We start from the raw sequence: 21,025 nt of genomic DNA, 5'->3' as shown, positions 1-21,025 counted from the left end.
CAAGGATTCACCCGACGTGGGCGGGCAGCGCACGGACCAGTTTACGAGCTTGTGAACGACGGAACAAAATCGACGACGGGGGTGGGTGGGATTCCTCACACGCGACGTGGTAGGGCGGCGGCGCCTGTCGACCGTCGCTCAGCGCACCGTCCCCTAGGGCGTCGGGCGGGCGAGCGCGGCGACCAGCCGGGCCGGCGTCACGCGGAAGAAGTCGTGCTGGCGGCCGTCGACGAACACCACTGGCACCATGGCGTGGAAGAGACGGACCAGCTCGGGGTCGCCGTCGACGTCGACCCGCGCCCAGTCGCTGCCCTGCTCGGCGCAGATCCGCTCGACCTCGGCCTCGGCGGTCTCGCACAGGTGGCAGCCCGCCCGGCTGTAGACGACCACGCGCGCGGCGTGCGCGTGCGGCACGGCCGGAGCGGGGTCCGGCCGCGCCTCCTCAGGCGCTCGCGTGCGGCGACGGAAGAGGCTCATCGGGCCTGAAGGCCGAGGTCGTGGCTGCGCGCCAGCGCCCGCAGCCGACCCTTGGCGACCTTCCCGGTGGCGGAGTGCGGAAGCCCCTCCACCACGACGACCTGACGTGGCTGCTTGAACCGGGCCAGCCGCGTGGAGCAGTGCTCCAGCACGCGGGCCTCGAGCCCGTCGGTCGGTGCGTCGTCCCGCGGGACGACGAACGCGACGACCGCCTCGCCCGTCTGCTCGTCCGGGAGTCCGACGACCGCCACCTCGGCGACGTCGTCGAGCTCGGCGACGACGAGCTCGACCTCGGCCGGGTAGACGTTGAAGCCCGACACGATCACCAGCTCGCGCACCCGGTCGACCAAGGTGAGGTCGCCGGCGTCGTCGAGGTAGCCGATGTCGCCCGTCGGGTACCAGCCGTCGTCGCGGGGTCCGTCGGAACCGTCGGGCCAGTAGCCCGAGAAGAGGTTGCGGCCGCGCACCCACACCTCGGCCGGGTCGCCGGGCTCGGCGTCCTCCCCGCTGGTGTCGACGAGACGCAGCTCGACGCCCGGCAGGGGACGTCCGACGGAGCCGGGGCGCGGGGGCTCGCCGTCCGGACGTCCTGAGGCAAGCGTCGCGGTGATGACGGGAGCGGTCTCGGTGAGCCCGTAGCCCTGCTCGACGACGTGCCCCGAGGACGCCGCGAACTCCGCGGCGAGCTCCGGGTCGAGCGTCGACGCCCCGCTCAGCACGTGCTTGACGCCGGCGAGGTGCTCGCGCAGGTCGGTGCGACCGGCCCACGCGGCGACGACCGGCGGCGCGAGGGCCACGTTGGTGACGCCCTCGTCACGGATCGTCCGCAGCAGGCCGGCCGGGTCGAAGCCGTCGACCATGACCACCCGCGCACCCTGGCGCACGGCCTGGCCGAGGACGGCGTTCAGCCCGTAGATGTGGAACATGGGCAGCAGACCGAGGACGACGTCGTCGGGCGTGACGATCGGGGGCTCGACCGCCGCGGTCTGCTCGACGTTGGCGAGCAGGGCCCGGTGCGACAGGATCGCGCCACGCGGCTTGCCGCTCGTGCCGGAGGTGTAGAGCACCACCGCCGGCGCCTCCTCGTCGCGGGGGGCCGCGGGCTCGACGTCGGGGGCGTCGCGCAGGAGACGGTCGAACCCGACCTCTCCCTCACGTGGCGGGGTGCCGTCGACGACGACGAGCACGTCGAGGTCGGTGACCGCGGAGCGCACCTGGTCGACCGCGCTCTCGTCGCACAGCACCACCCTGGCGCCCGAGTCGGCCAGCATGCGGCCGATCTCGCGCTCCGTCGAGCGCGGGTTGACCGGGACGGCGACCATCCCGCCGCGCAGGATCCCGAAGTAGGCGACGGCCAGGTCGATCCGGTTGGCCATCACGAGCGCCACGCGGTGGCCGGCACGCAGGCCGACCCCGCTCAGCGCGCGCGACGCGGCGTCGACGTCGGCGTCGAGCTGCGCCCACGTGCGCTCCTGACGGCCGCCCCGGTGCTGCACGAGGGCGACGGCCTCGGGCGAGCGCCGCGCGGCGTCGCTGACCAGCGCAGACACGTTCGTCGTGGTCGAGGAGGTCACGATGCGAGTCAACCACAGTGCGCCAGTCACCCGCCCCGTCCGCGGGCGTCCGCGTCCTGGTGAGCCGACGCCGGTGTCCACGTCGGATCTCGTCGTCAGGTCCACGAGACGCGGGGAAAGACGGGGGGCGTCACGTCGACCCTGGGCGCGGGGCCGTGAACCCGATAGGTTCGGGTCATGTCCAGCCAGCGGGTCCCCCGTCCGGGGCCGAACCTGCGGTCGCGGTCGGTGCTCGCCGGCCAGGCTGCGGCGGCCGCGAGCGAGGTCGAGCACTGGCTCGCCCCCGATCCCGACCCCGACGCGGCAGCCTTCTTCGACGTCGACAACACGATCATGCAGGGCGCGTCGATCTACCACTTCGCCCGCGGGCTGCACCAGCGCGACTTCTTCACGACCGGCGACATCGTCAAGGCCGCCTGGCAGCAGGTCTACTTCCGCCTGGCCGGCGTCGAGGACCCCGAGCACATCGCGAAGGCCCGCTCGTCCGCGCTCGCGTTCATCGCCGGCCACGACGTGTCGGAGCTGGAGGAGATCGGCGAGCAGATCTTCGACGAGCACATGGCTCACAAGATCTGGCCCGGCACCCGTGCCCTGGCCCAGCAGCACCTCGACGCCGGGCAGCGGGTCTGGCTGGTGACGGCCGCGCCCATCGAGATCGCCGCCGTCATCGCACGACGCCTCGGCCTCACGGGCGCCCTCGGCACCGTGGCCGAGCACGTCGACGGCACCTACACCGGGGAGCTGGTCGGCGAGCTGCTGCACGGCGAGGGCAAGGCCGTCGCCGTCCGCGCGATCGCGGAGCGCGAGGGTCTCGACCTCGAGCGCTGCTACGCCTACTCCGACTCGAGCAACGACCTCCCGATGCTCTCGCTCGTCGGCCACCCGTGCGCAATCAACCCCGACCCCCGCCTGCGCGCCCACGCGAAGGCGCAGGGGTGGGACGTGCGCGACTACCGGACCGGCCGCAAGGTCGCGCTCGCCGGCACGCGCGCGGCCGGGCTGGCCGTCGCGGGCGCAGCGGCCTGGCAGGCCGTCCGCACCCTCCGCCGGGCGCGCTGACCAGCACCGTCGTCAGGTTCACCAGGTCGATACCTGAGAACTCCTGACAGGAACAGAGCCGAGTGCTTAAGATCGTGCAGATCTTCGGGAGGGATCATGGAGGGTTGGACGGGAGCACTGCGCGCCGCGCTGCGGCTCGCCCTGCAGACGCCTGACGACCTGCGCCTGGCCATGGCGCTGGCCGAGCCCGCGCCCGCGACGCACTCGGCGTTCTCCAGCGGACCCGTCGATCCCGACGGCGACCCCGAGGCCCTGCGGCTGCGTGCCCTCGTCGACCTCGCCCGCGAGGGCGACGTCGACGCGTTCGGCCAGCTCTACGACCACTACGTCACCGGCATCTACCGGTTCATCTACTACCGCGTCGGCTCCCAGACGCTCGCCGAGGACCTCACGAGCGAGACGTTCGTGCGCGGACTGCGTGCCATCCAGCGGTTCAGCTGGCAGGGCAAGGACTTCGGCGCGTGGCTCACGACGATCGCCCGCAACCTGGTCGTCGACCACTTCAAGTCCGGTCGCGCGCGGCTGGAGATCGTCTCCGACGACGTGCCAGAGGGCCCGCAGAGCGCTCCGAGCACCGAGGACGACGTCATGGCGCTGCTCTCCAACGAGATGCTGTTCGCCGCCGTGGCCGAGCTGCCGACGGAGCAGCGCGAGTGCGTGCTCATGCGCTTCATCCAGGGTCTGAGCATCGCCCAGACCGCTGCCGCGCTCGGACGCACCGAGGGTGCGATCAAGCAGCTCCAGCTGCGCGCGGTGCGCAACCTCGCGAAGAAGATGCCCCAGGACGCGCGATGAGTTCGCACATCCTCGCGACCACCGCGTCACGTTCCCGTAACTCGCACGTCTTCTTGGTCGTTGGACCTCGTACCACCACGACCACAGACAGGACGACGCGATGATCCGCCGACCGGGCCGCGACGACGCCCAGGCCTTCCACGAGGCGTGGGAGTCGGGTGCGCACGGCACGGGTCAGGTCGCCGAGCTCGTCCGCACCGCGCAGACCCTGCGCACGTCGGCCAGCGCCGCGCCCCGCCCCGAGTTCACCTCGGCGCTGCGCGAGCGGCTGATCGCCGAGGGCCGGACGGTCCTCGTCCCCGCCCCGGGTGCCTCGCGCCGCACGGCTGCCGCGGGCGACGCTGCCCCGGCCGCCGCACCGTCGCGTGCACGTCGCAGGCTCGCCACCGCCGCGGTCGCAGCGGTCTCGTCCCTCGGCGTCGTCGGCCTGGTGGCCAGCAGCGCCTCCGCCCTTCCGGGCGACGTGCTCTACCCCGTCAAGCGGACGGTGGAGGACGTCGAGCTCGCGCTGCACCGCTCCGACGAGGCACGCGGCACGCAGCGTCTTGAGCTCGCGGCCGAGCGCCTGCGCGAGGTGCGTGCCGTCATCGCCGACGGCTCCCCCGCCGCACGCCACCAGGTCCCCGACCTGCTCGACGAGTTCAGCACGCAGGCGGAGCAGGGCTCGGCCTCGCTGTTCGACGCCTACGACACCGACGGCTCCACGGCCTCGATCGAGACCGTCAACGACTTCGCCGCCGCCTCCGCGGTCGACCTGACGACGATGGCGGCCGACGTCCCCGCCGACGCGACGGAGTCGTTCTCCGCCGCCGCCGCCGCGGTGACCGACCTCGCCGGGCAGGCCGGCCGGCTCTGCGCCAGCTGCGGCAGCGCCGACCTCGGCTCGCTCGTCGACGTGGTCCGCTCGGTGCTCGCACCGGCCGCCTCCGGCGACGGGTCGACGCGTGCGGCCTCGGCCGGCCGCTCCACCGCCGCCCCCTCGCCCTCCAGCGCGGGCACGTCGACGGCGCCGTCCGCGACCACCCCGTCCACCACGCCTCCGCTCGTGCAGGTGCCCACGCTGCCCGCACCGACGCCCACCCCGACCACGCAGAGCAAGGGCCTGGGCACCGTCACCGACCCGCTGCTGGGCGGCCTCCTGGGCGACGACGACCAGGAGGGCCTCGTGCCCGGCCTGCTCGGCGGTCTGCTCGGACCCAGGAAGTAGTCCGGCGGGAGCCGACCGCGCCGAGCCCCACCGCGGCACACCGGTGTCGTGACGACGCCCGACCGCACCGCGCGGCTCAGAAGAACGCGTTGCCCCGCTCGACGAGCAGCTGGTAGAGGGTCTGCTGGATCGTCTCGCGCACCTGGTCGGTGACGTTGAACAGCAGCATCGGGTCGTCGGCCGCGTCGGGCTCGTAGGCGTCGGTGCGGATCGGCTCGCCGAACTCGATGATCCACTTGCTCGGCAGCGGGATCATGCCGAGCGGGCCGAGCAACGGGAAGAACGGCGTGATGGGCAGGTAGGGCAGTCCCAGCAGACGCGCCAGCGACGGCACGTTGCCGACCAGCGGGTAGATCTCCTCGGCGCCGACGATCGAGACGGGCACGATCGGCACCTGCGCCCGCAGCGCCGACGATACGAAGCCGCCGCGGCCGAACCGCTGCAGCTTGTACCGCTCCGCGAAGGGCTTGCCGATGCCCTTGAAGCCCTCGGGCCAGACGCCGGCGATCTCGCCGGAGGCCAGCAGACGTTCCGCGTCCTGCGTGCACGCGAGCGTCGCGCCCGCACGCCGGGCGACCTGGCCGACGAACGGCAGGGCGAACACGAGGTCGGCACCCAACGGACGCAGGTCGCGCCCGCCGTGACGCTTGACCGCGTAGCCGGTCATCAGCCCGTCCACCGGCACCGTGCCGGAGTGGTTGGCGACGAGCAGCGCGCCGCCCTCGCTCGGGATGTTCTCCGCGCCGCGGACCTCGAGCCGGAACCACTTCTCCGCGATCGGCTCGAACGCCGCCGTCAGGACCTCGGCGAGCTGGGGGTCGAAGCCGAACTCGTCGACCTCGAAGTCGCCCGACAGGCGCTTGCGCAGCGCCGCGACCGCCACGGCCAGCCGGTGCTCCCAGTCGCTGCCGAGGATCCGCTGCGCCGCCTGGACGACGGCCACGAGCACCTCCTCGACGGGCAGCCCGGGCAGGGTGGCGCGACCCGACGCGGTGCGCGTCTCGCGCGCCGCCTCCTCGGCCGCAGCCGCGGCAGCAGCGGCGGCGTCCTCCTCGGTGACCGCGCGCAGGTGCGGTGCGGCATCGGCTCCCGCGGCCGCCGACGGACGTCGGGGACGCGACGTCGAGCCGCTCCCGGCCGACGTCGGGGCCTTGGCCCGGCCCGCTCCGGTCCTCGACGCGGACTTCCGGGGCTTCTCGCGTGCCGGCGGGGTCGACCCGGACGTCGCGGATGGGCCGGTGCCGGGCTTCGCGGCACCCGCCGAGCCCGGCGCGGCGGTCTTGCGGGGGGCCTTGGCACTGCCCTCGGACGTGGACGACGCGGCAGCCTTCCGGACGGGCTTGCGCGGCGTCGCCTTGCCGCCGGCGAGGGACCGCGCGCCGGACGACGGCGAGCCACCGCGTGTGCCCCGGCCGGCGGCGCCGTCGGTGCCGATGGTGCGACGTTCGTCGTTCATCCGTGACCTCCCAGACGTGCGAGGACCCCGGGGCGCTGCGCGGCACGGAACTCCTCGAACACCTCCTCGGTCGTGGCCGTCGGCTCGTACCCGAAGATGTCGCGCAGGGCCGCGATGTCGACGGCCCGGCCGTGCATGAGCAGACGGTGCAGGTCGGGCGAGATCTCCCCGCCCATGCTGCGCACGACCCGCGCGGCGGCGGCACCGAAGCCGATGGCCGGCAGGGGGACGGTCGGCTTGCCGAGGCGTCGAGCGATCTGCGACAGCAGCAGCACCCCCGGACCGGCCGCGTTGAACGTGCCCGGACGGTCCTTGGTCACCGCCTCGGCGATGATGTTCAGGGCGTCGTGCAGCGACAGGAACTGCAGCCGCGGGTCGAACCCGAGCACCGACGGGAGCAGCGGGTTGCGCAGGTAGCTGTGCAACGGGCTCTCGATCTGCGGGTGCAGGGTCTGCGCGGCGCGCAGGGTCGTGATGAGGATGTCGGGTCGCCGTCGGCTGAACCCGCGCACATAGGACTCGGCCTCGACGACGTCCTTCGGGAACCCGGTGCGGACGCCGCCGCGGGCGGAGTCGGACTCGCGGAAGAGGGCGGGGTCGCGGGACGAGGAGCCGTAGACGGCCGCCGACGACCCGACGACCAGCTTTGCGACGGTCGCGGAGCGCTGGCAGGCGGCGAGCAGCTGCATCGTCCCGATGACGTTGCGCTCCTTGACGCCGCCACCGCCGCCGAAGCGGTGGCTCGCGGGGGCGAGGTCGAGGTGGACGACGGTGTCGACGTCCTCGACGGCGATGACCTTGGCTACCACCGGGGTCCGGATGTCGGCACGGACGAACTTGACCCCGCCGAGGTCACCGACGGGGGGACGCAGGTCGATCCCGACCACCCGGTCGATGCCGGCGGACGCGCCGAGCTCGGCCAGGTGTCGCGAGACGCGCGACGCGAGGGTCCCGGAGACCCCCGTGACGAGGACGACCCGCCCCATGGGGCCTACTTGCCGAGCTTGCGGCGCTGGACGCGGGTGCGCTTGAGCATCTTGCGGTGCTTCTTCTTCGACATCCGCTTACGACGCTTCTTGATGACTGAACCCACGAAACAAACCTCTACTCGGTGCGGTACTGGCGGAGGACCAGCCTACGCGACGGTGGCCGGACCGACTCAGCCGGCCTCGTAGAACGACTTCTGGAGGTAGTCGCGCACCGCCTTCTCGGGCACGCGGAAGCTCCGGCCCACGCGCAGGGCCTCCAGCTCGCCGTTGTGGACGAGCCGGTACACGGTCATCTTGGAGACGCGCATCTGCGCAGCAACCTCCGCGACGGTCAGGAAGGTCGTTCCTGCAGTCATGGTCCTCACCTCTTCCAGGGCACCGCGCACCCCCGGCTTCCCCTCCGGGAGTCGGCGCGGCTCGTGCTCCGCAGCGTAGTGCCTCCTGGGGCTCCAGGGATAGCCGAGACGGAACGAGTTCCACGAGACCCGTGTGATCAGGACGTCCGGCCCGGGTCCAGGACCCGGCCGCGCAGGGTGCCGGTGCACCCGACGCTCAGAGGTGCGGGTCGAGACCGAGCAGCGGGAACGTGTCGGTGCGCGCGGCGAGGATGTTGCGGTCGAGCCAGCTGGCCGGGTCGTAGCCCATCTCCCACGCACGGAACGAGGCCGACCGGCCGTCCGTCATCCGCTGTGGGGCGCGCACGCCGCGCAGCCGCTCGACGTGGTCGCGCCAGCCCTGCGAGGTCGCGGCCTCGGGGTCGACGTCGTGGTCGGCGACGATGCCCAGCAGGTGCGTCCACGCCCGCGGCACCACCTCGGTCACGGCGTACCCGCCGCCGCCGGTGGCCACCCACCGGCCGCCGCACACCTCGCGCGCGAGGTCGCGGATCGCGAGGTAGGAGGCCCGCTGGCCGTCGACGCTGAGCATGAGGTTGGTGAGCGGGTCGTCCATGTGGGAGTCGCAGCCGTGCTGGCTGATGATGATCTCGGGGCCGAACTCGCGGATCACGTCGGGCACGACGGCGTGGAAGGCGCGCAGCCAGCCGGCGTCGGACGTGCCGGGCGGCAGCGGGACGTTGACCGCCGTGCCCTCCGCGCCTTCCGCACCGGTCTCCGTCGACCAGCCGGTGCCCGGGAACAGCGACTGCGGACCCTCGTGGATCGAGATGGTCAGCACGCGCGGGTCGTCGTAGAACATCGCCTGCACCCCGTCGCCGTGGTGCGCGTCGACGTCGAGGTAGACGACCTTCTGCGCCCCCTGGGCCAGCAGCCACGCGATGCCGACGCCGAGGTCGTTGTAGATGCAGAACCCGCTGGCCGAGCCGGGCATGGCGTGGTGCAGGCCGCCGGAGACGTTCACGGCGTGCGTGTTCCGGCCCGTCCAGACCCGCCGGACCGCCTCGAGGGTGGCGCCGGCGATCAGAGCGCTGGCGTCGTGCATGCCGCCGAAGACCGGGTTGTCCTCGGTGCCCAGGCCGACGCTCGGGTCGGCGTGCGTGGGGTGCACCGACAGCTTGCGCACCTTCTCGACGTAGACCGGCGTGTGCACGGTGCACAGCTCCTCGTCGGTGGCGGGCTCGGCACCGACGACCTCGAGGTGGTCGAGCACGCCGAGCTCGCCCGCCAGCACCATCGTCAGGTCGACGCGCACCGGCGCCATCGGGTGCGCGGCACCGAAGTCGTAGCCGGTGAGACGGTCGTCGAAGACGAGGCAGGGCCCCCCTGTGGCCTGGCCAGGGTTCTGCTCCGCCTCGTCGGCGGGTCCGTGCGGGGCGCGGTCCGGCATGGTCGAAGCCTACGACCCCGACAGCTCGGCCGAGCGTCGCGCCGCCGCCCGCACGCCTGCACGCAGTCCCTCGTCGACCCCGTGCTCGTCGAAGGTGGTGATCGCGGCGTGCGTCGTGCCGTTCGGCGAGGTGACCCGGCGGCGCAGCTCCGCGGGCTCGTCGTCGGAGTCGGTGAGCAGCGCCGCGGCGCCCCGGAGGGTCTGCTCGGTGAGCGCCCGCGCGGTGTCGCGGTCGAGGCCCGCGTCGACGCCGGCGTCGATCATCGCCTCGGCCAGGTAGAACACGTAGGCCGGACCCGAGCCGGAGACGGCGGTGACCGCGTCCTGCTGCTCCTCCGGCACGACCGCCACGCGACCGCCCGTCTCCAGGAGCGCCACGACCGCGGCGAGGCGGTCCTCGTCGCACGCGCGACCGGGCGAGACGCCGAACATGCCCTCCCCCACCACCGCGGGTGTGTTGGGCATCGCGCGGGCCACGGCGACGCCGTCCGCCAGCACGTCCTCGTAGGCGGCGATGCGCACGCCAGCCGCGAGCGACAGCACCGTGGCCGAGGGGTCGACGTACGGGGCGATCTCCTGCACGAGCGCCGCGACGTCCTGCGGCTTGACGACCACGAGCACGACGGCGGCGCGCTGGACGGCCGTGGCCGGGTCGGTGGTCTGCACCCCGTAGCGGGTGCGCAGGTCGGCGGCCCGCTCCTCGAGCTTCTCGCTCACCACGAGGTCGCCCGGGCGCCGACCCGACGCGACGAACGCCGACAGGAGCGTCTCGCCCATCACACCGCCGCCCAGGATGGCGATGCGGTCCGGGTCGGTGCCACCGGCGTGGGGGCCGTCGGGCTGGTGGTCCGTCGTCGCGCCGCTCATGGCGCCACCCTAGGGCGCTCGGCGGTCTCGGGCGGGCGCGGGCGTACCGTCGGGCCGTGCGCCGCATCGACCCGTTCCTCGTGCTCCTCCTCGGCGCCGCGGCTCTCGGCTCCTTCCTGCCGGCCACCGGGACGACGTTCGAGGTGGTGCGCACGGTCTCGACCGTCGGCATCGGACTGCTCTTCTTCCTGTACGGCGCGCGGCTCTCGACCGCCGAGACGGTGCGCAACCTGAGGCACTGGCGGCTGCAGCTGAGCATCCTCAGCGTCACGTTCGTGGTGTTCCCGGTGCTCGGCCTGGGCACGCGGCTGCTCCCGGACTCCTGGCTCGCACCGCAGCTGGCCGCCGGTCTGCTGCTGCTGACGCTCGTGCCGTCGACCGTGCAGGGCTGCGTGGTCTACACGCGGCTCGCGCGCGGCAACGTCGCGGCGGCGGTGGTCAGCGCATCGACGTCGAACCTGCTGGGCGTGCTGATGACGCCGCTGCTCGTCGCGCTCCTGATGGGCGGCGAGGCACGGGTCGACGCGGGCTCGGTGCTGCGCATCGTGCTGCAGCTCCTGGCCCCCTTCGCGCTCGGGCAGCTGCTGCGTCCCGTGGTGGGGGCGTGGGTCGAGCGCCACGACACCGGCCTGAAGCGCTTCGACCGCTCGACGATCCTGCTGATCGTCTACGTCGCGTTCAGCGAGGGCACCGAGGCCGGCATCTGGTCGGCCGTCCCCCTGCACGACTTCGCGGTCGTGGCCGCGCTGGCGGCCACGCTCCTCGCACTGGGGCTCGCCTGGTGCACCGCGTGGGGCCGGCTGGTCGGGTTCGACCGCGGCGACCGGGTGGCGCTGCTATTCTGCGGGAGCAACAAGAGCCTGGCGAGCGGACTGCCGATGGCCACCGTGCTCTTCCCGAGCGACGTCGTGGCGTTCGTCGTGCTGCCGCTGATGATCTACCACCAGATGCAGCTCGTGGTGGGCTCGGTGCTGTCCGGACGGCTCGGGAGGTCGGCCCCGGCGTCGTAGGTCGAGGCGGTGTCTACCGTCGGTGACCGGTCACGGCGAGGGCGACGCCGAGCCCGACCATCGACGCGCCGCCCAGTGCGCCGACCGCCTCACCCCGGCGGGGCGAGCGGGCGAACCAGGAGCGCAGGCTCCCGGCGACCACGGCCCAGAGGCCGTCGCCGAGCAGCGCGATCGTGAAGGCGACGAGCCCGAGCAGCAGCATCTGGACGGGGACGTGCCCGGCACCGCGGTCGACGAACTGGGGCAGCACGGCGGCGAAGATCATGAAGGCCTTCGGGTTGGTGAGCCCCACCACGATCCCCTGGCGCAGTGCGGTCCGCAGCGGCAGGGGCGTCCGAGGTGCGGCACCGTCGACGTCCGACATCGACAGGTCCCTGCGGTGCCGCACGGCCTGCACGCCGAGCCAGACGAGGTAGGCCGCGCCGGCGAGCTTGAGCACGGTGAACGCGAGCACGGAGCGCTCGAGCAGCGCTGACAGCCCGACCGTCACGAGTCCCACGATGACGAGCAGCCCGAGCGAGTTCCCGAGCACGGTCATCAGGGCGACGGAACGGCCGTAGGCGAGCGCGCGGCCGATCACGAACACGACGCTCGGCCCCGGGATCGCGATGAGCACGAGGGCGGCGAGCCCGAACGCGAGCAGCTGGTCGACGGTGATCATGCCCGCATCCTGCCCGACCGGCAGCCCACCCCCCACCTCCTTTTCCGCTGAGCGTGACGTTTGCGGGCCGCCAGCGGCCTCTCCACCCCCGAAACGTCACACTCAGCGGGGCTGGTGGCGCGCCGTGGTGCGTGGGAGTGGGACACGGGGGTCAGCGGGCGGCGTGCTCCCGGGCGAAGGCGAGCGCCTCGAGCAGGTCGGCCTCGCGCTCCTGCAGGTCGGCGGCCCGTCGCGTGCTGACCTCGACCACGACCTCGCCGGCGAACGACGACGCCGCCACCTCGCGCAGGAACTCCGCGCACGGCTGCGTGCCCCGACCGGGGACCAGGTGCTCGTCCTTCGGCGAGCCCGTGCTGTCGGCCAGGTGCACGTGCGCGAGCCGCTCCCCCAGCTCCCGCGCCATCGCGACCGGGTCGTCCGCGGCGGTGGCGCTGTGGGACAGGTCGAGCGTCACGTGGGCGTAGTCCTCGCCCACGGGGTTCCAGTCGGGCAGGTAGGCGTGGAACTCCCGCTTGCCCGTGCGCCACGGGTACATGTTCTCCACCGCGAACACGAGCCCGTGCTCGTCCTCGAGCTCCGCGATGCCCTCGACGAAGCCCTTCGCGTACTCGCGCTGCCACCGGAACGGCGGGTGCACGACGACGACCGACGCCCCGACGGTGTGCGCCATCTCGGCGCTGCGCTGCAGCTTGCCCCAGGGGTCGGTGCCCCACACGCGCTGCGTGAGGAGCAGCGTCGGCGCGTGCACCGAGACGACCGGAACCTCGTGGAACTGCGACAGCGCGCGGCACGCCTCGGCGTCGGTGCTGACCTCGTCGATGCCGACCATGACCTCGACGCCGTCGTACCCGAGCCGCGACGCGGCCTCGAAGCCGCTCGCCGTCGTGCCCGGGTACACCGAGGACGTCGAGAGGGAGACGCGCAGGGGGGCGGCCATGCTCAGAGGTGCGCCAGGTGCTCGAGGAGCACGCCCTCGCGCAGCGCCCACGGGCAGATCTCGAGCTCCTCGACGCCGAACAGGTCCATCGCCGCCTCCGCGACGACGGCCCCGGCGACCATCTGGTGGGCCCGGTCGTGCGAGACGCCCGGCAGCTGGGCGATCTCCTCGACGTCGAGGTGCACGACCTCGGAGATGAGGGGCCGCAGGTCGGAGCGGCGCAGCACGCGACGCACGTACTGGCCCTCGTTCGACGGCGCCGCGCCGCACATCCGCGCGAGCGACCGGAACGTCTTGCTGGTGGCGACGGCGCGGTCGAACCCGCCGCCGCGCAGCAGCGGTCCGGCGACGTCGGCGATGACGGACCGCGCGTGCAGCCGCAGCTCCTCGTGCGTGCGGCCGGCGTCGAGCCAGTCGCGGGTGAGCCGTCCGGCACCGAGGGGCACCGACCGGGCGACCTCAGGCTCCTCGTCGGGGCCGACCGCGAGCTCGAGGGAGCCGCCGCCGATGTCGAAGACCCCGAGCCGGCCGGCGGACCAGCCGAACCAGCGGCGCACCGCGAGGAACGTCAGCCGCGCCTCGTCCTCGCCCGGCAGCACGCGCAGGTCGACGCCGGTGGCCGTGTGGACGGCGGCCAGGACGGCGTCGGCGTTGTCGGCGTCGCGCACCGCGGACGTCGCGAAGGCGACGATGCTGGAGCAGCCGCGCTCCAGCGCCTCGGCCTTCGCCTCTCCCACGTACTTGACGAGACGGGCGACGCCGTCGTCGGTGACGCAGTTGTCGTCACCGAGCTGCTCCGCCAGACGCAGCGGCTCCTTGAAGGAGTAGGCCGGCAGCGGGGGTCCGCCGCGGTACGCGTCGACGATGAGCAGGTGCCCGGTGTTCGACCCGATGTCGAGGACGCCCATGCGCATGTCCCCCATCCTCCCACGCCGCCCGTCGGGCCGAGCTCCCCCGGCGGTTCGTACAGTGGAGGCATGCCTGAGGTCGACCTGGGACTCCCGCGGACGTGGGTGGAGTTCGCGAACCCGGACGACGTCGACGAGGTGTTCCGCTGCGACCTGACGTGGTTGACGTCGCGCTGGACGTGCATCTTCGGTGCCGGCTGCGCGGGCATCTACGCGAGCAGCCCGGACGCTGGCTGCTGCACCCTCGGCGCGCACTTCGCCGACGCCGACGACGAGACGCGGGTGGCCGACGCCGTCGGGCGCCTGACGCCCGAGCGCTGGTACCGCCACCCCGACGGTCCGCACGCCCTGCAGGGCGCCTGGACCGACGTCGACGACGACGGCGACCGCAAGACGCGGGCCCTCGACGGCGCCTGCGTGTTCCACAACCCCCGGGGGTTCGCGGGCGGGTACGGGTGCGCGCTGCACGGCCTCGCCCTCGAGGAGGGCGTCGAGCCGCTGACCCTCAAGCCAGACGTGTGCTGGCAGCTGCCGCTGCGCCGCCAGTTCCGCGACGTGGAGCGCGGCGACGGCACCAGCTACTCGGAGGTGCAGATCGGCGAGTACGTCCGCGCGGGCTGGGGGCCGGGGGGCCACGACCTCGACTGGTACTGCTCCTCGAACACCGAGGCCCACGTGGGCGAGGAGCCGGTGTACGTCAGCAACCGGGCCGAGCTCGTCGCCCTGATGGGCGAGGCCGGCTACGCCGAGCTCCAGCGCCAGTGCGAGGACCACCTCGCGTCCGGCGCCCCGAACGTCCACCCCGCGACCGCGGCGGCGGCGAGGTGAGCCGGCGATGACGACCTCGCACCTCGCCCTGGTGGACCCCGGTCGTCGGGAGACGTGGGCCGTCTGGCAAGAATGGCCCATGCACCTCGACCACCTCTCGTACGCCGCCGGCCCCGCCGGCCTCGACGCCACCGTGGCCGAGCTCTCCGCGGCTCTCGGCGCGACGTTCCTCGACGGCGGCGCCCACCCGCGCTTCGGCACCCGCAACATGGTGCTGCCGCTCCGCAACCGCCAGTACGTGGAGGTCGTGGAGGTCCTCGACCACCCCGCCGCCGACAAGGCCGCGTTCGGGCAGGTCGTCCGCCAGCGCTCGGAGGCCGGCGGCGGCTGGATGGCCTGGTGCGTGTCGGTCGACGACATGACCGAGGTGGAGCGTCGGATCGGCCGGCACGCGGTGCCCGGCAACCGGCGTCGCCCCGACGGCTTCAACCTGGAGTGGCGCCAGATCGGCACGAGCGGGATGAAGGCCGACCCGCAGCTGCCCTACGTGACCTGCTGGGACGTGCCGCCGGAGGAGCACCCGTCGCAGATGGCGCCGTCGGAGATCGCACTGACCGCCGTCGAGATGGCCGGCTCGCCCCACCGGCTGTCGGACTGGCTCGGCGAGCCCGCCGTGACCGCCCTCGAGGAGATCGCGGTCGAGTGGGTCGCGCCGCACGGCCTGCCCGGCATCATGAGCGTCTCCTTCGAGACCCCCGGCGGCGTCGTCCGCATCTGAGCCTGCGCACCTCCCCCTCGGCAGCACCCCTGGGGAAGGAGCGGGGTCGGTGTCGGACCGCGCACCTAGGCTGACCCCATGCCCACCGCGAAGGCGCCCAAGGCCGCCAAGCCCGTGTACGCCTGCGCCGAGTGCGGCTGGACCACCAGCAAGTGGGTCGGCCGCTGCGGTGAGTGCCAGGCGTGGGGCACGGTCGACGTCGCGTCACCGTCGGCCCGGGCCGGGCGCACCGCGCCTGCCGCCACCGTCACCCCGGCGCGACCCATCACGCAGGTCGAGGTCGAGTCGTCGCGGGCCGTCTCCTCGGGCATCGGCGAGCTCGACCGCGTCCTCGGCGGCGGGGTCACGCCCGGCGGTGTGCTGCTCCTGGCCGGCGAGCCCGGCGTCGGCAAGTCGACGCTGCTGCTCGAGCTCGCCGCCCGGTGGGCGCGGCAGGGTCGGCGCACCCTCTACGTCTCCGGCGAGGAGTCGGCGGGCCAGGTGCGGCTCCGTGCCGAACGCACCGGCGCGGTCCACGACGAGCTCTACCTCGCCGCGGAGACCGACCTCGGCGCACTGCTCACCCACGTCGAGCAGGTGCGGCCCAGCCTGCTGGTGGTCGACTCCGTGCAGACCATCGGCTCGGCCGACGTCGACGGTGTGCCGGGTGGCGTCACGCAGGTGCGCGAGGTCGCGTCGGCGGTCATCCAGCGGGCGAAGAGCGAGGGCATCGCGACCCTGCTCGTCGGCCACGTCACGAAGGACGGCGCCGTCGCCGGGCCGCGCGTCCTGGAGCACCTCGTCGACGTCGTCCTGCAGTTCGAGGGCGACCGCGCCTCGCGACTGCGACTCCTGCGGGCCGTGAAGAACCGGTTCGGTCCCGTCGACGAGATCGGCTGCTTCGACCTCGCCGACTCCGGCCTGGTCGAGGTGCCCGACCCGACGGGCCTGTTCGTCAGCCGTCACGAGCAGCCGGTCCCCGGCACCTGCGTCACCGTCACCATGGAGGGCCGACGTCCGCTGCTCGCGGAGGTGCAGGCGCTGGCCGTCGAGACCAACGCCCCGTCGCCGCGCCGCACGTCCAGCGGCCTCGACTCCTCCCGCGTGGCCATGATCCTCGCCGTGCTCACCCGCCACTGCGGCGTCAACCTCTCGCGCCACGACGTCTACACAGCGTCCGTCGGCGGCGCGCGTCTCGTCGAGCCGTCCGTCGACCTCGCCGTGCTGGTCGCGGCAGCCTCCGCGCAGGCCGACCGGGTCGCGCCCGCCGGACTCGTGGTCCTCGGCGAGGTCGGGCTCGCCGGCGAGGTGCGGCCCGTGCGGCACACCGCCGAGCGGCTGCGCGAGGCCGCGCGGCTCGGGTTCACGGCCGCCATCGTCCCGGCCCGCTCCGAGGGGCTCGACGACGTGCCCCCGTCGCTGCGCGTCACCCAGGTCGGTGACGTCGTCGCCGCCGTGCTGGCCCTGCCGAGCGCCCGTGGACGCGTCGAGCAGCCCTGAACCTGGACCCTCCCCCTACACTGTCGCCCGTGGCACCTCGACCTGACCTGCGCACCGTCCTCGCGGCGATCGCGCCCGGCACCTCGCTGCGCGAGGGCCTCGAGCGCATCCTGCGCGGCCGCACCGGCGCGCTCATCGTGCTCGGTCAGGACAAGGTCGTCGAGGCCGTCAGCACGGGCGGCTTCGCGCTCGACGTCCCGTTCACCGCCACCGGCCTGCGTGAGCTGGCCAAGATGGACGGCGCGATCATCCTCGACTCCGGCGCGCAGCGGATCCTGCAGGCCGCCGTGCACCTCATGCCCGACCCGTCCATCCCCACCGACGAGTCGGGCACCCGGCACCGCACCGCCGACCGCGTCGCCCGACAGACCGGTCTTCCGGTCATCTCGGTGTCGGCCTCGATGCACATCATCGCCCTCTACCTCGACGGCACCCGCCACGTGCTCGAGGACGCCGGCGCCATCATCGGACGCGCCAACCAGGCCATCGCCACCCTCGAGCGGTACCGCAGCCGCCTCGACGAGGTGTCCGACGCGTTGTCGGCGCTCGAGATCGAGGACCTCGTCACGGTCCGCGACGTCGCCGCGGTCGCGCAGCGCCTCGAGATGGTCAGCCGGATCGCCGCCGAGATCGACCAGTACGTGCTCGAGCTCGGTACCGACGGCCGTCTGCTCGCGCTGCAGCTGGAGGAGCTGATCAGCGGGGTCGACGCCGAGCGCGAGCTCGTCATCCGCGACTACATGCCGTCCGGGCGTCGGGGACGGGCGGTCAGCACGGTCCTGCAGGACCTCGCCGAGATCGACTCCACCGAGCTCGTCGACCTGACGAGCGTGGCCACGGCCCTGCGCATCGGCGCCGGCGACTCCCTCGACCACCCGCTCGCACCGCGCGGCTACCGGCTGCTCGCCCGCGTGCCCCGGCTGCCGCAGACCGTCATCGACCGGCTCATCGACCACTTCGGCACGCTGCAGAAGCTGCTGGCAGCCAGCATCGACGACCTGCAGACCGTCGAGGGCGTCGGCGACCTGCGCGCCCGCGGGGTCCGCGACGGCCTGTCGCGACTCGCGGAGTCGAGCATCCTCGAGCGCTACGTCTGACGGCTGCGCGTCTGACTTGCTGCGCTCGGAGTGCGGGAAGCGGGGCCGCGCCGCTGTGCTGGCTGCGGTCGTCGTGACCTTGCCGGCGCGCTGCCGCAGGGGGTCTCGGCTCGCCAGTGCGCTGCCGTAGGGGGTCTCGGCCCGCCGGTGCGCTGCCTCGACCTTCGCTCGGGGTGGTCTCCGAAAGGGCCTCGACCGGGCGGCTGGGCGGGGGCCGGCTTCGGGTCTCGGGCTGTGGCTCGCGCTGTGGGACGCAAGATGCTGCGTTCGTGTGCGGAATGGCCAAGGACTCTGCGTTTGCTACGGGATCCCGTCGTGAACGCAGAAGCGTTCGACCTGGTTCGCGTGAACGCAGAATCGTGGGTGCCGTTTGCGTTGGGGGGACGAAGGATTCTTCCTTCTCGTGGACCGTCCCACGGAAAGGAAGAATCCTTCCGCGCTCGTCCCCGCCGGCGGTGGGTCTGCCACCTGAAGAGCGCTCAGAAGGTGGCAGATCCACCGATGGCACGCGCAAACGCAGGATCTTGCGTCCACCCCGAGCGCAACCCACAGCCCGAGAACCCAGCCCAGCTCCCGCCCAGCCGCCCGGTCGAGGCCCTTTCGGAGACCAGACACCGCGCCCGCCGCAGCGGTCCGGTCGAGCAGAGATCCGACTCAGTCCCGGCTCGGCGACGCACTCGGGGTCGGGGTGGCGCTGGGCTTCGGAGAGGCGGACGGCCTCGCCGACGCGCTCGGGGAGACGCTGGGAGTCGGGGAGGCACTGGGGCGGGGCTTGGGCTTCGGCTGGACGAGCGTGAAGGTCGTCGCACCCGGTTCGCCGCCGAGCGTCCCGATGCGCAGCGTGTAGGTGCCGGGCGACGCCCAGCCCTCCCGCGGCGAGCAGGCGGGGCCGGAGCCACGACCCGACCAACGCGCCGACGCCGCCGTCGCCCAGCCGGGGCTGAGCGCCACCGGCTCGTCGAGGAGGGCGGTCTTGCACACGGTGGAGTCCCACACCGCGGTGTCGCCGCTCTTGATCACCGCGATCAGGTCGGTGTCGCCCGGGTCGAGCGTGCAGCCCTTCCTGGCGGTGGTGGAGATGAGCAGCTCGACGCGCACGGCCTGCCGTGCCGACTGGTCCTCCGGGACCGTGGGCGTCATGCGCACCGACTCCGGCGTGCAGGCGGTGCTGGTGGCCGTCAGCGTCACCTGCGCGTCGCTCTGGGCCGACCGCGACGGGGTCGGGCTGGGTGTCGGGGACGCGGAGGCCGACGCGCTCGCCGACGGGCTCGGCGAGGGTGCGGCGGCGGGCTCCGCGTCGTCCGACCCGCCCGGCCAGAGCGTCACGACGAGCCAGACCAGGAGCAGGACGACCGCGAGGAGCAGGAAGCGGCGACGCCAGTAGATCGCCCGCGGCAACGGACGGCGGGTCGGTCGCGTGCTCACGCTCCGAGGGTAGTTCGCGTGGCTGCTCGTGCGAGGATCGACGCGCCATGCCGACCTCGTCCGCTCCCCTCACCGCCGACCTCGCCGGACTGCACGACGCGGTCGTCGGCTGGTTCGACGACCACGCCCGTGAGCTGCCCTGGCGCGGGACGTCCGACGTTCTCCCCGAGCCGTGGCCTGTGCTCGTGTCGGAGCTGATGCTGCAGCAGACGCCGGTCGTGCGGGTGCTTCCCGTCTTCGAGGCCTGGATGGAGCGGTGGCCGACGCCCTCCGAGCTCGCCGCGGAGCCCTCGAGCGAGGCAGTGCGGGCGTGGGGCCGGCTCGGCTACCCCCGCCGGGCGCTCCGGCTGCACGCGGCAGCCGTCGCGATCACGACGGAGCACGACGGACGTGTGCCCGACGACCACGCGGCCCTGCTGGCGCTGCCCGGGGTCGGCGAGTACACGGCCGCCGCGGTCGCGTCGTTCGCGTTCGGCCAGCGGCACGCGGTCATGGACACGAACGTCAGACGCGTGCTCGCGCGGGTCGTGCTGGGCCAGGCGTACCCGTCGGCGTCGGTCACGGCCGCCGAGCGTCGGCTGGCCCAGGCACTGCTGCCGGCCGACGACGCGCATCGGTGGGCGGCCGCGACGATGGAGCTCGGTGCCCTCGTGTGCACCGCCCGGGCGCCCCGCTGCGACGTCTGCCCCGTCGCCGACCGCTGCCGCTGGCTCGCACTCGGCCGCCCCGACCACGACGGCCCCCCGCGCCGCGGCCAGGCGTGGGCCGGCACCGACCGCCAGTGCCGCGGCCGCCTCCTCGCGGTGCTGCGCGACGCGACCGACCCGGTGCCCAAGGCTGCGCTCGACGCGGTCTGGGACGACGTCGCGCAGCGCGAGCGCTGCCTCGACGCCCTCCTCGACGAAGGCCTGGCCCAGGTCCACCCCGACGGGACCTTCACCCTCTAGTTGTAACCGGCCATGAGGTTGGTGCCTGGTCGTTGACGTGGAGAGAGCCTCCGGGGTGAGGTGTGGATTGTCTAGATTCACGCCGCCCAGGAGGCTCTCGTGTCCCACCGTAACGCCCGGACGACATTCCACGGCCGGCTGCTGATCATTGATCGGCACCGTGCTGGCTGGCCCCAAGCCCACATCGCCAAAGCGATGGGTATCTCACGTCGCTGCGTGGCGAAGTGGATTGCTCGGTTCGAGGCCGAAGGTGAGGGTGGTCTGCTCGATCGGTCCTCCAGACCTCGCTCCTGCCCCCGCCGCACCAGCCCGCACGTCGAGGCCTCGATCGTGGCGCTTCGGACCCGTGAGCGCCGCGGGCGGGACTGGATCGCGGCGGAGCTGGACGTGCCAGCCCGCACCGTCTCCAGAGTCCTGGCCCGTCACGAGATGCCGCACCTGAGCGACCTGGACTCGATCACCGGCGAGCTGCTGCGCGCCACCAGGAAGACGACCCTGCGCTACGAGCGTGAGCGCCCGGGCCAGCTGGTCCACATGGACGTCAAGAAACTCGGCCGCATCCCCGACGGCGGCGGCTGGCGCGGTCAGGGCCAGAGCACCCAGAACCATCGCTCACGCGTGAACAAGACCCGCATCGGCTACGACTACGTGCACTCACTCGTCGATGACCACTCCCGCCTCGCCTATTCAGAGATCCTGCCCGATGAGAAGGGCGCGACCTGCGCGGCGTGTGGTTCCCCCCGAATCGTGGAGGGCTTCTCTATGCGGCTTCCCGGTCGGGGGCCGCTGTGTCCTCGTAGTTGACC

Annotated in this window: 21 protein-coding genes and 1 pseudogene; 10 read left to right on the top strand and 12 right to left on the bottom strand. The window is 73.3% G+C overall.

The window, feature by feature from the left end; genetic code table 11:
- Positions 1-153: 153 nt before the first annotated feature.
- Entirely contained in the window at positions 154-477 is a 324-nt protein-coding gene (locus AC3WRM_RS09075) for a glutaredoxin family protein (protein ID WP_492248099.1), read from the bottom strand.
- Positions 474-2,051: an AMP-binding protein gene (locus tag AC3WRM_RS09070; RefSeq protein WP_492248100.1), complete on the bottom strand. Its 1,578-nt coding sequence runs from the start codon at positions 2,049-2,051 to the stop codon at positions 474-476. The genes AC3WRM_RS09075 and AC3WRM_RS09070 overlap by 4 nt, the downstream gene beginning before the upstream one ends.
- A 177-nt stretch (positions 2,052-2,228) precedes the next feature.
- Here AC3WRM_RS09070 and AC3WRM_RS09065 point away from each other — a divergent pair, with 177 nt between their 5' ends.
- The 3 genes from AC3WRM_RS09065 (at position 2,229) to AC3WRM_RS09055 (ending at position 5,112) form a co-directional block, all read left to right on the top strand.
- The gene (locus tag AC3WRM_RS09065; RefSeq protein WP_492248101.1) at positions 2,229-3,110 is read left to right on the top strand and encodes an HAD family hydrolase; all 882 of its coding nucleotides are present in this window, start codon (positions 2,229-2,231) and stop codon (positions 3,108-3,110) included.
- 96 nt (positions 3,111-3,206) lie between these two features.
- Positions 3,207-3,905: a sigma-70 family RNA polymerase sigma factor gene (locus tag AC3WRM_RS09060; protein ID WP_492248102.1), complete on the top strand. Its 699-nt coding sequence runs from the start codon at positions 3,207-3,209 to the stop codon at positions 3,903-3,905.
- Between the two features lie 100 nt (positions 3,906-4,005).
- Positions 4,006-5,112 carry a DUF5667 domain-containing protein gene (locus tag AC3WRM_RS09055; protein ID WP_492248103.1) on the top strand — a complete coding sequence of 369 codons (1,107 nt, stop codon included), beginning with the start codon at positions 4,006-4,008 and terminating at the stop codon, positions 5,110-5,112.
- A gap of 76 nt (positions 5,113-5,188) precedes the next feature.
- On the opposite strand, the gene AC3WRM_RS09050 is transcribed toward AC3WRM_RS09055, so the two are convergent.
- The 6 genes from AC3WRM_RS09050 to proC form a co-directional block, all read right to left on the bottom strand.
- On the bottom strand, positions 5,189-6,568 hold the full coding sequence (locus AC3WRM_RS09050; protein WP_492248104.1) for a lysophospholipid acyltransferase family protein: 1,380 nt from the start codon (positions 6,566-6,568) through the stop codon (positions 5,189-5,191).
- On the bottom strand, positions 6,565-7,554 hold the full coding sequence (locus AC3WRM_RS09045; protein ID WP_492248105.1) for an NAD-dependent epimerase/dehydratase family protein: 990 nt from the start codon (positions 7,552-7,554) through the stop codon (positions 6,565-6,567). Before AC3WRM_RS09045 ends, AC3WRM_RS09050 begins: the two co-directional genes overlap by 4 nt.
- A gap of 5 nt (positions 7,555-7,559) precedes the next feature.
- On the bottom strand, positions 7,560-7,661 hold the full coding sequence (locus tag AC3WRM_RS09040; protein WP_012359487.1) for a 30S ribosomal protein bS22: 102 nt from the start codon (positions 7,659-7,661) through the stop codon (positions 7,560-7,562).
- 66 nt (positions 7,662-7,727) lie between these two features.
- A complete protein-coding gene (locus AC3WRM_RS09035; RefSeq protein WP_492248106.1) occupies positions 7,728-7,913 on the bottom strand; it encodes a helix-turn-helix domain-containing protein in 186 nt (61 codons plus the stop codon).
- Positions 7,914-8,109: 196 nt separating this feature from the next.
- Positions 8,110-9,342 carry an acetoin utilization protein AcuC gene (locus AC3WRM_RS09030; RefSeq protein WP_492248107.1) on the bottom strand — a complete coding sequence of 411 codons (1,233 nt, stop codon included), beginning with the start codon at positions 9,340-9,342 and terminating at the stop codon, positions 8,110-8,112.
- Between the two features lie 9 nt (positions 9,343-9,351).
- On the bottom strand, positions 9,352-10,209 hold the full coding sequence (gene proC, locus AC3WRM_RS09025; protein ID WP_492248108.1) for a pyrroline-5-carboxylate reductase: 858 nt from the start codon (positions 10,207-10,209) through the stop codon (positions 9,352-9,354).
- Positions 10,210-10,265: 56 nt separating this feature from the next.
- Between proC and AC3WRM_RS09020 the strand changes: the two genes are divergently transcribed.
- Complete coding sequence (locus tag AC3WRM_RS09020) at positions 10,266-11,219, top strand: bile acid:sodium symporter family protein (protein ID WP_492248109.1); 954 nt, start codon at positions 10,266-10,268, stop codon at positions 11,217-11,219.
- A gap of 13 nt (positions 11,220-11,232) precedes the next feature.
- On the opposite strand, the gene AC3WRM_RS09015 is transcribed toward AC3WRM_RS09020, so the two are convergent.
- The 3 genes from AC3WRM_RS09015 to AC3WRM_RS09005 form a co-directional block, all read right to left on the bottom strand.
- The gene (locus tag AC3WRM_RS09015) at positions 11,233-11,880 is read right to left on the bottom strand and encodes a LysE family translocator (RefSeq protein WP_492248110.1); all 648 of its coding nucleotides are present in this window, start codon (positions 11,878-11,880) and stop codon (positions 11,233-11,235) included.
- 151 nt (positions 11,881-12,031) lie between these two features.
- On the bottom strand, positions 12,032-12,817 hold the full coding sequence (locus AC3WRM_RS09010) for a sugar phosphate isomerase/epimerase family protein (RefSeq protein WP_492248111.1): 786 nt from the start codon (positions 12,815-12,817) through the stop codon (positions 12,032-12,034).
- A gap of 2 nt (positions 12,818-12,819) precedes the next feature.
- Positions 12,820-13,731: a Ppx/GppA family phosphatase gene (locus tag AC3WRM_RS09005; protein WP_492248112.1), complete on the bottom strand. Its 912-nt coding sequence runs from the start codon at positions 13,729-13,731 to the stop codon at positions 12,820-12,822.
- 63 nt (positions 13,732-13,794) lie between these two features.
- Here AC3WRM_RS09005 and AC3WRM_RS09000 point away from each other — a divergent pair, with 63 nt between their 5' ends.
- The 4 genes from AC3WRM_RS09000 (at position 13,795) to disA (ending at position 17,847) form a co-directional block, all read left to right on the top strand.
- On the top strand, positions 13,795-14,553 hold the full coding sequence (locus AC3WRM_RS09000; protein ID WP_492248113.1) for a DUF3109 family protein: 759 nt from the start codon (positions 13,795-13,797) through the stop codon (positions 14,551-14,553).
- A gap of 79 nt (positions 14,554-14,632) precedes the next feature.
- Positions 14,633-15,271: a VOC family protein gene (locus AC3WRM_RS08995; RefSeq protein WP_492248118.1), complete on the top strand. Its 639-nt coding sequence runs from the start codon at positions 14,633-14,635 to the stop codon at positions 15,269-15,271.
- Positions 15,272-15,349: 78 nt separating this feature from the next.
- Positions 15,350-16,750, top strand: coding sequence for a DNA repair protein RadA (radA, locus tag AC3WRM_RS08990; RefSeq protein ID WP_492248114.1), 1,401 nt, complete (start codon positions 15,350-15,352; stop codon positions 16,748-16,750).
- Positions 16,751-16,779: 29 nt separating this feature from the next.
- Complete coding sequence (gene disA, locus AC3WRM_RS08985; protein ID WP_286689727.1) at positions 16,780-17,847, top strand: DNA integrity scanning diadenylate cyclase DisA; 1,068 nt, start codon at positions 16,780-16,782, stop codon at positions 17,845-17,847.
- Between the two features lie 654 nt (positions 17,848-18,501).
- Here the strand turns inward: disA and AC3WRM_RS08980 are convergent.
- The gene (locus tag AC3WRM_RS08980; protein WP_492248115.1) at positions 18,502-19,272 is read right to left on the bottom strand and encodes a hypothetical protein; all 771 of its coding nucleotides are present in this window, start codon (positions 19,270-19,272) and stop codon (positions 18,502-18,504) included.
- Positions 19,273-19,319: 47 nt separating this feature from the next.
- Between AC3WRM_RS08980 and AC3WRM_RS08975 the strand changes: the two genes are divergently transcribed.
- Both AC3WRM_RS08975 and AC3WRM_RS08970 read left to right on the top strand, forming a co-directional pair.
- The gene (locus AC3WRM_RS08975; RefSeq protein ID WP_492248116.1) at positions 19,320-20,219 is read left to right on the top strand and encodes an HhH-GPD family protein; all 900 of its coding nucleotides are present in this window, start codon (positions 19,320-19,322) and stop codon (positions 20,217-20,219) included.
- Between the two features lie 99 nt (positions 20,220-20,318).
- Positions 20,319-20,945 (top strand): annotated as a pseudogene (locus AC3WRM_RS08970) (helix-turn-helix domain-containing protein); the annotation flags it as partial.
- Positions 20,946-21,025 lie beyond the last annotated feature (80 nt).

Source organism: Aeromicrobium sp. EU05-FHT14F07, from assembly GCF_058790455.1.
Note: the sequence above shows the minus strand (reverse complement) of the source record. Positions and strands in the feature narration are given on the sequence as shown.

Bases quoted from the DNA above. Each gene is read 5' to 3' on its own strand.
- AC3WRM_RS09000 (WP_492248113.1), top strand. From the start codon at position 13,795: ATGCCTGAGGTCGACCTGGGACTCCCGCGGACGTGGGTGGAGTTCGCG.
- proC (WP_492248108.1), bottom strand. From the start codon at position 10,209: ATGAGCGGCGCGACGACGGACCACCAGCCCGACGGCCCCCACGCCGGT.
- AC3WRM_RS09015 (WP_492248110.1), bottom strand. From the start codon at position 11,880: ATGATCACCGTCGACCAGCTGCTCGCGTTCGGGCTCGCCGCCCTCGTG.
- AC3WRM_RS08995 (WP_492248118.1), top strand. From the start codon at position 14,633: ATGCACCTCGACCACCTCTCGTACGCCGCCGGCCCCGCCGGCCTCGAC.
- AC3WRM_RS08975 (WP_492248116.1), top strand. From the start codon at position 19,320: ATGCCGACCTCGTCCGCTCCCCTCACCGCCGACCTCGCCGGACTGCAC.
- AC3WRM_RS09045 (WP_492248105.1), bottom strand. From the start codon at position 7,554: ATGGGGCGGGTCGTCCTCGTCACGGGGGTCTCCGGGACCCTCGCGTCG.
- AC3WRM_RS09050 (WP_492248104.1), bottom strand. From the start codon at position 6,568: ATGAACGACGAACGTCGCACCATCGGCACCGACGGCGCCGCCGGCCGG.
- AC3WRM_RS09030 (WP_492248107.1), bottom strand. From the start codon at position 9,342: ATGCCGGACCGCGCCCCGCACGGACCCGCCGACGAGGCGGAGCAGAAC.
- AC3WRM_RS09075 (WP_492248099.1), bottom strand. From the start codon at position 477: ATGAGCCTCTTCCGTCGCCGCACGCGAGCGCCTGAGGAGGCGCGGCCG.
- radA (WP_492248114.1), top strand. From the start codon at position 15,350: ATGCCCACCGCGAAGGCGCCCAAGGCCGCCAAGCCCGTGTACGCCTGC.
- AC3WRM_RS09035 (WP_492248106.1), bottom strand. From the start codon at position 7,913: ATGACTGCAGGAACGACCTTCCTGACCGTCGCGGAGGTTGCTGCGCAG.
- AC3WRM_RS09060 (WP_492248102.1), top strand. From the start codon at position 3,207: ATGGAGGGTTGGACGGGAGCACTGCGCGCCGCGCTGCGGCTCGCCCTG.
- AC3WRM_RS09005 (WP_492248112.1), bottom strand. From the start codon at position 13,731: ATGCGCATGGGCGTCCTCGACATCGGGTCGAACACCGGGCACCTGCTC.
- AC3WRM_RS09055 (WP_492248103.1), top strand. From the start codon at position 4,006: ATGATCCGCCGACCGGGCCGCGACGACGCCCAGGCCTTCCACGAGGCG.
- AC3WRM_RS09065 (WP_492248101.1), top strand. From the start codon at position 2,229: ATGTCCAGCCAGCGGGTCCCCCGTCCGGGGCCGAACCTGCGGTCGCGG.
- AC3WRM_RS09010 (WP_492248111.1), bottom strand. From the start codon at position 12,817: ATGGCCGCCCCCCTGCGCGTCTCCCTCTCGACGTCCTCGGTGTACCCG.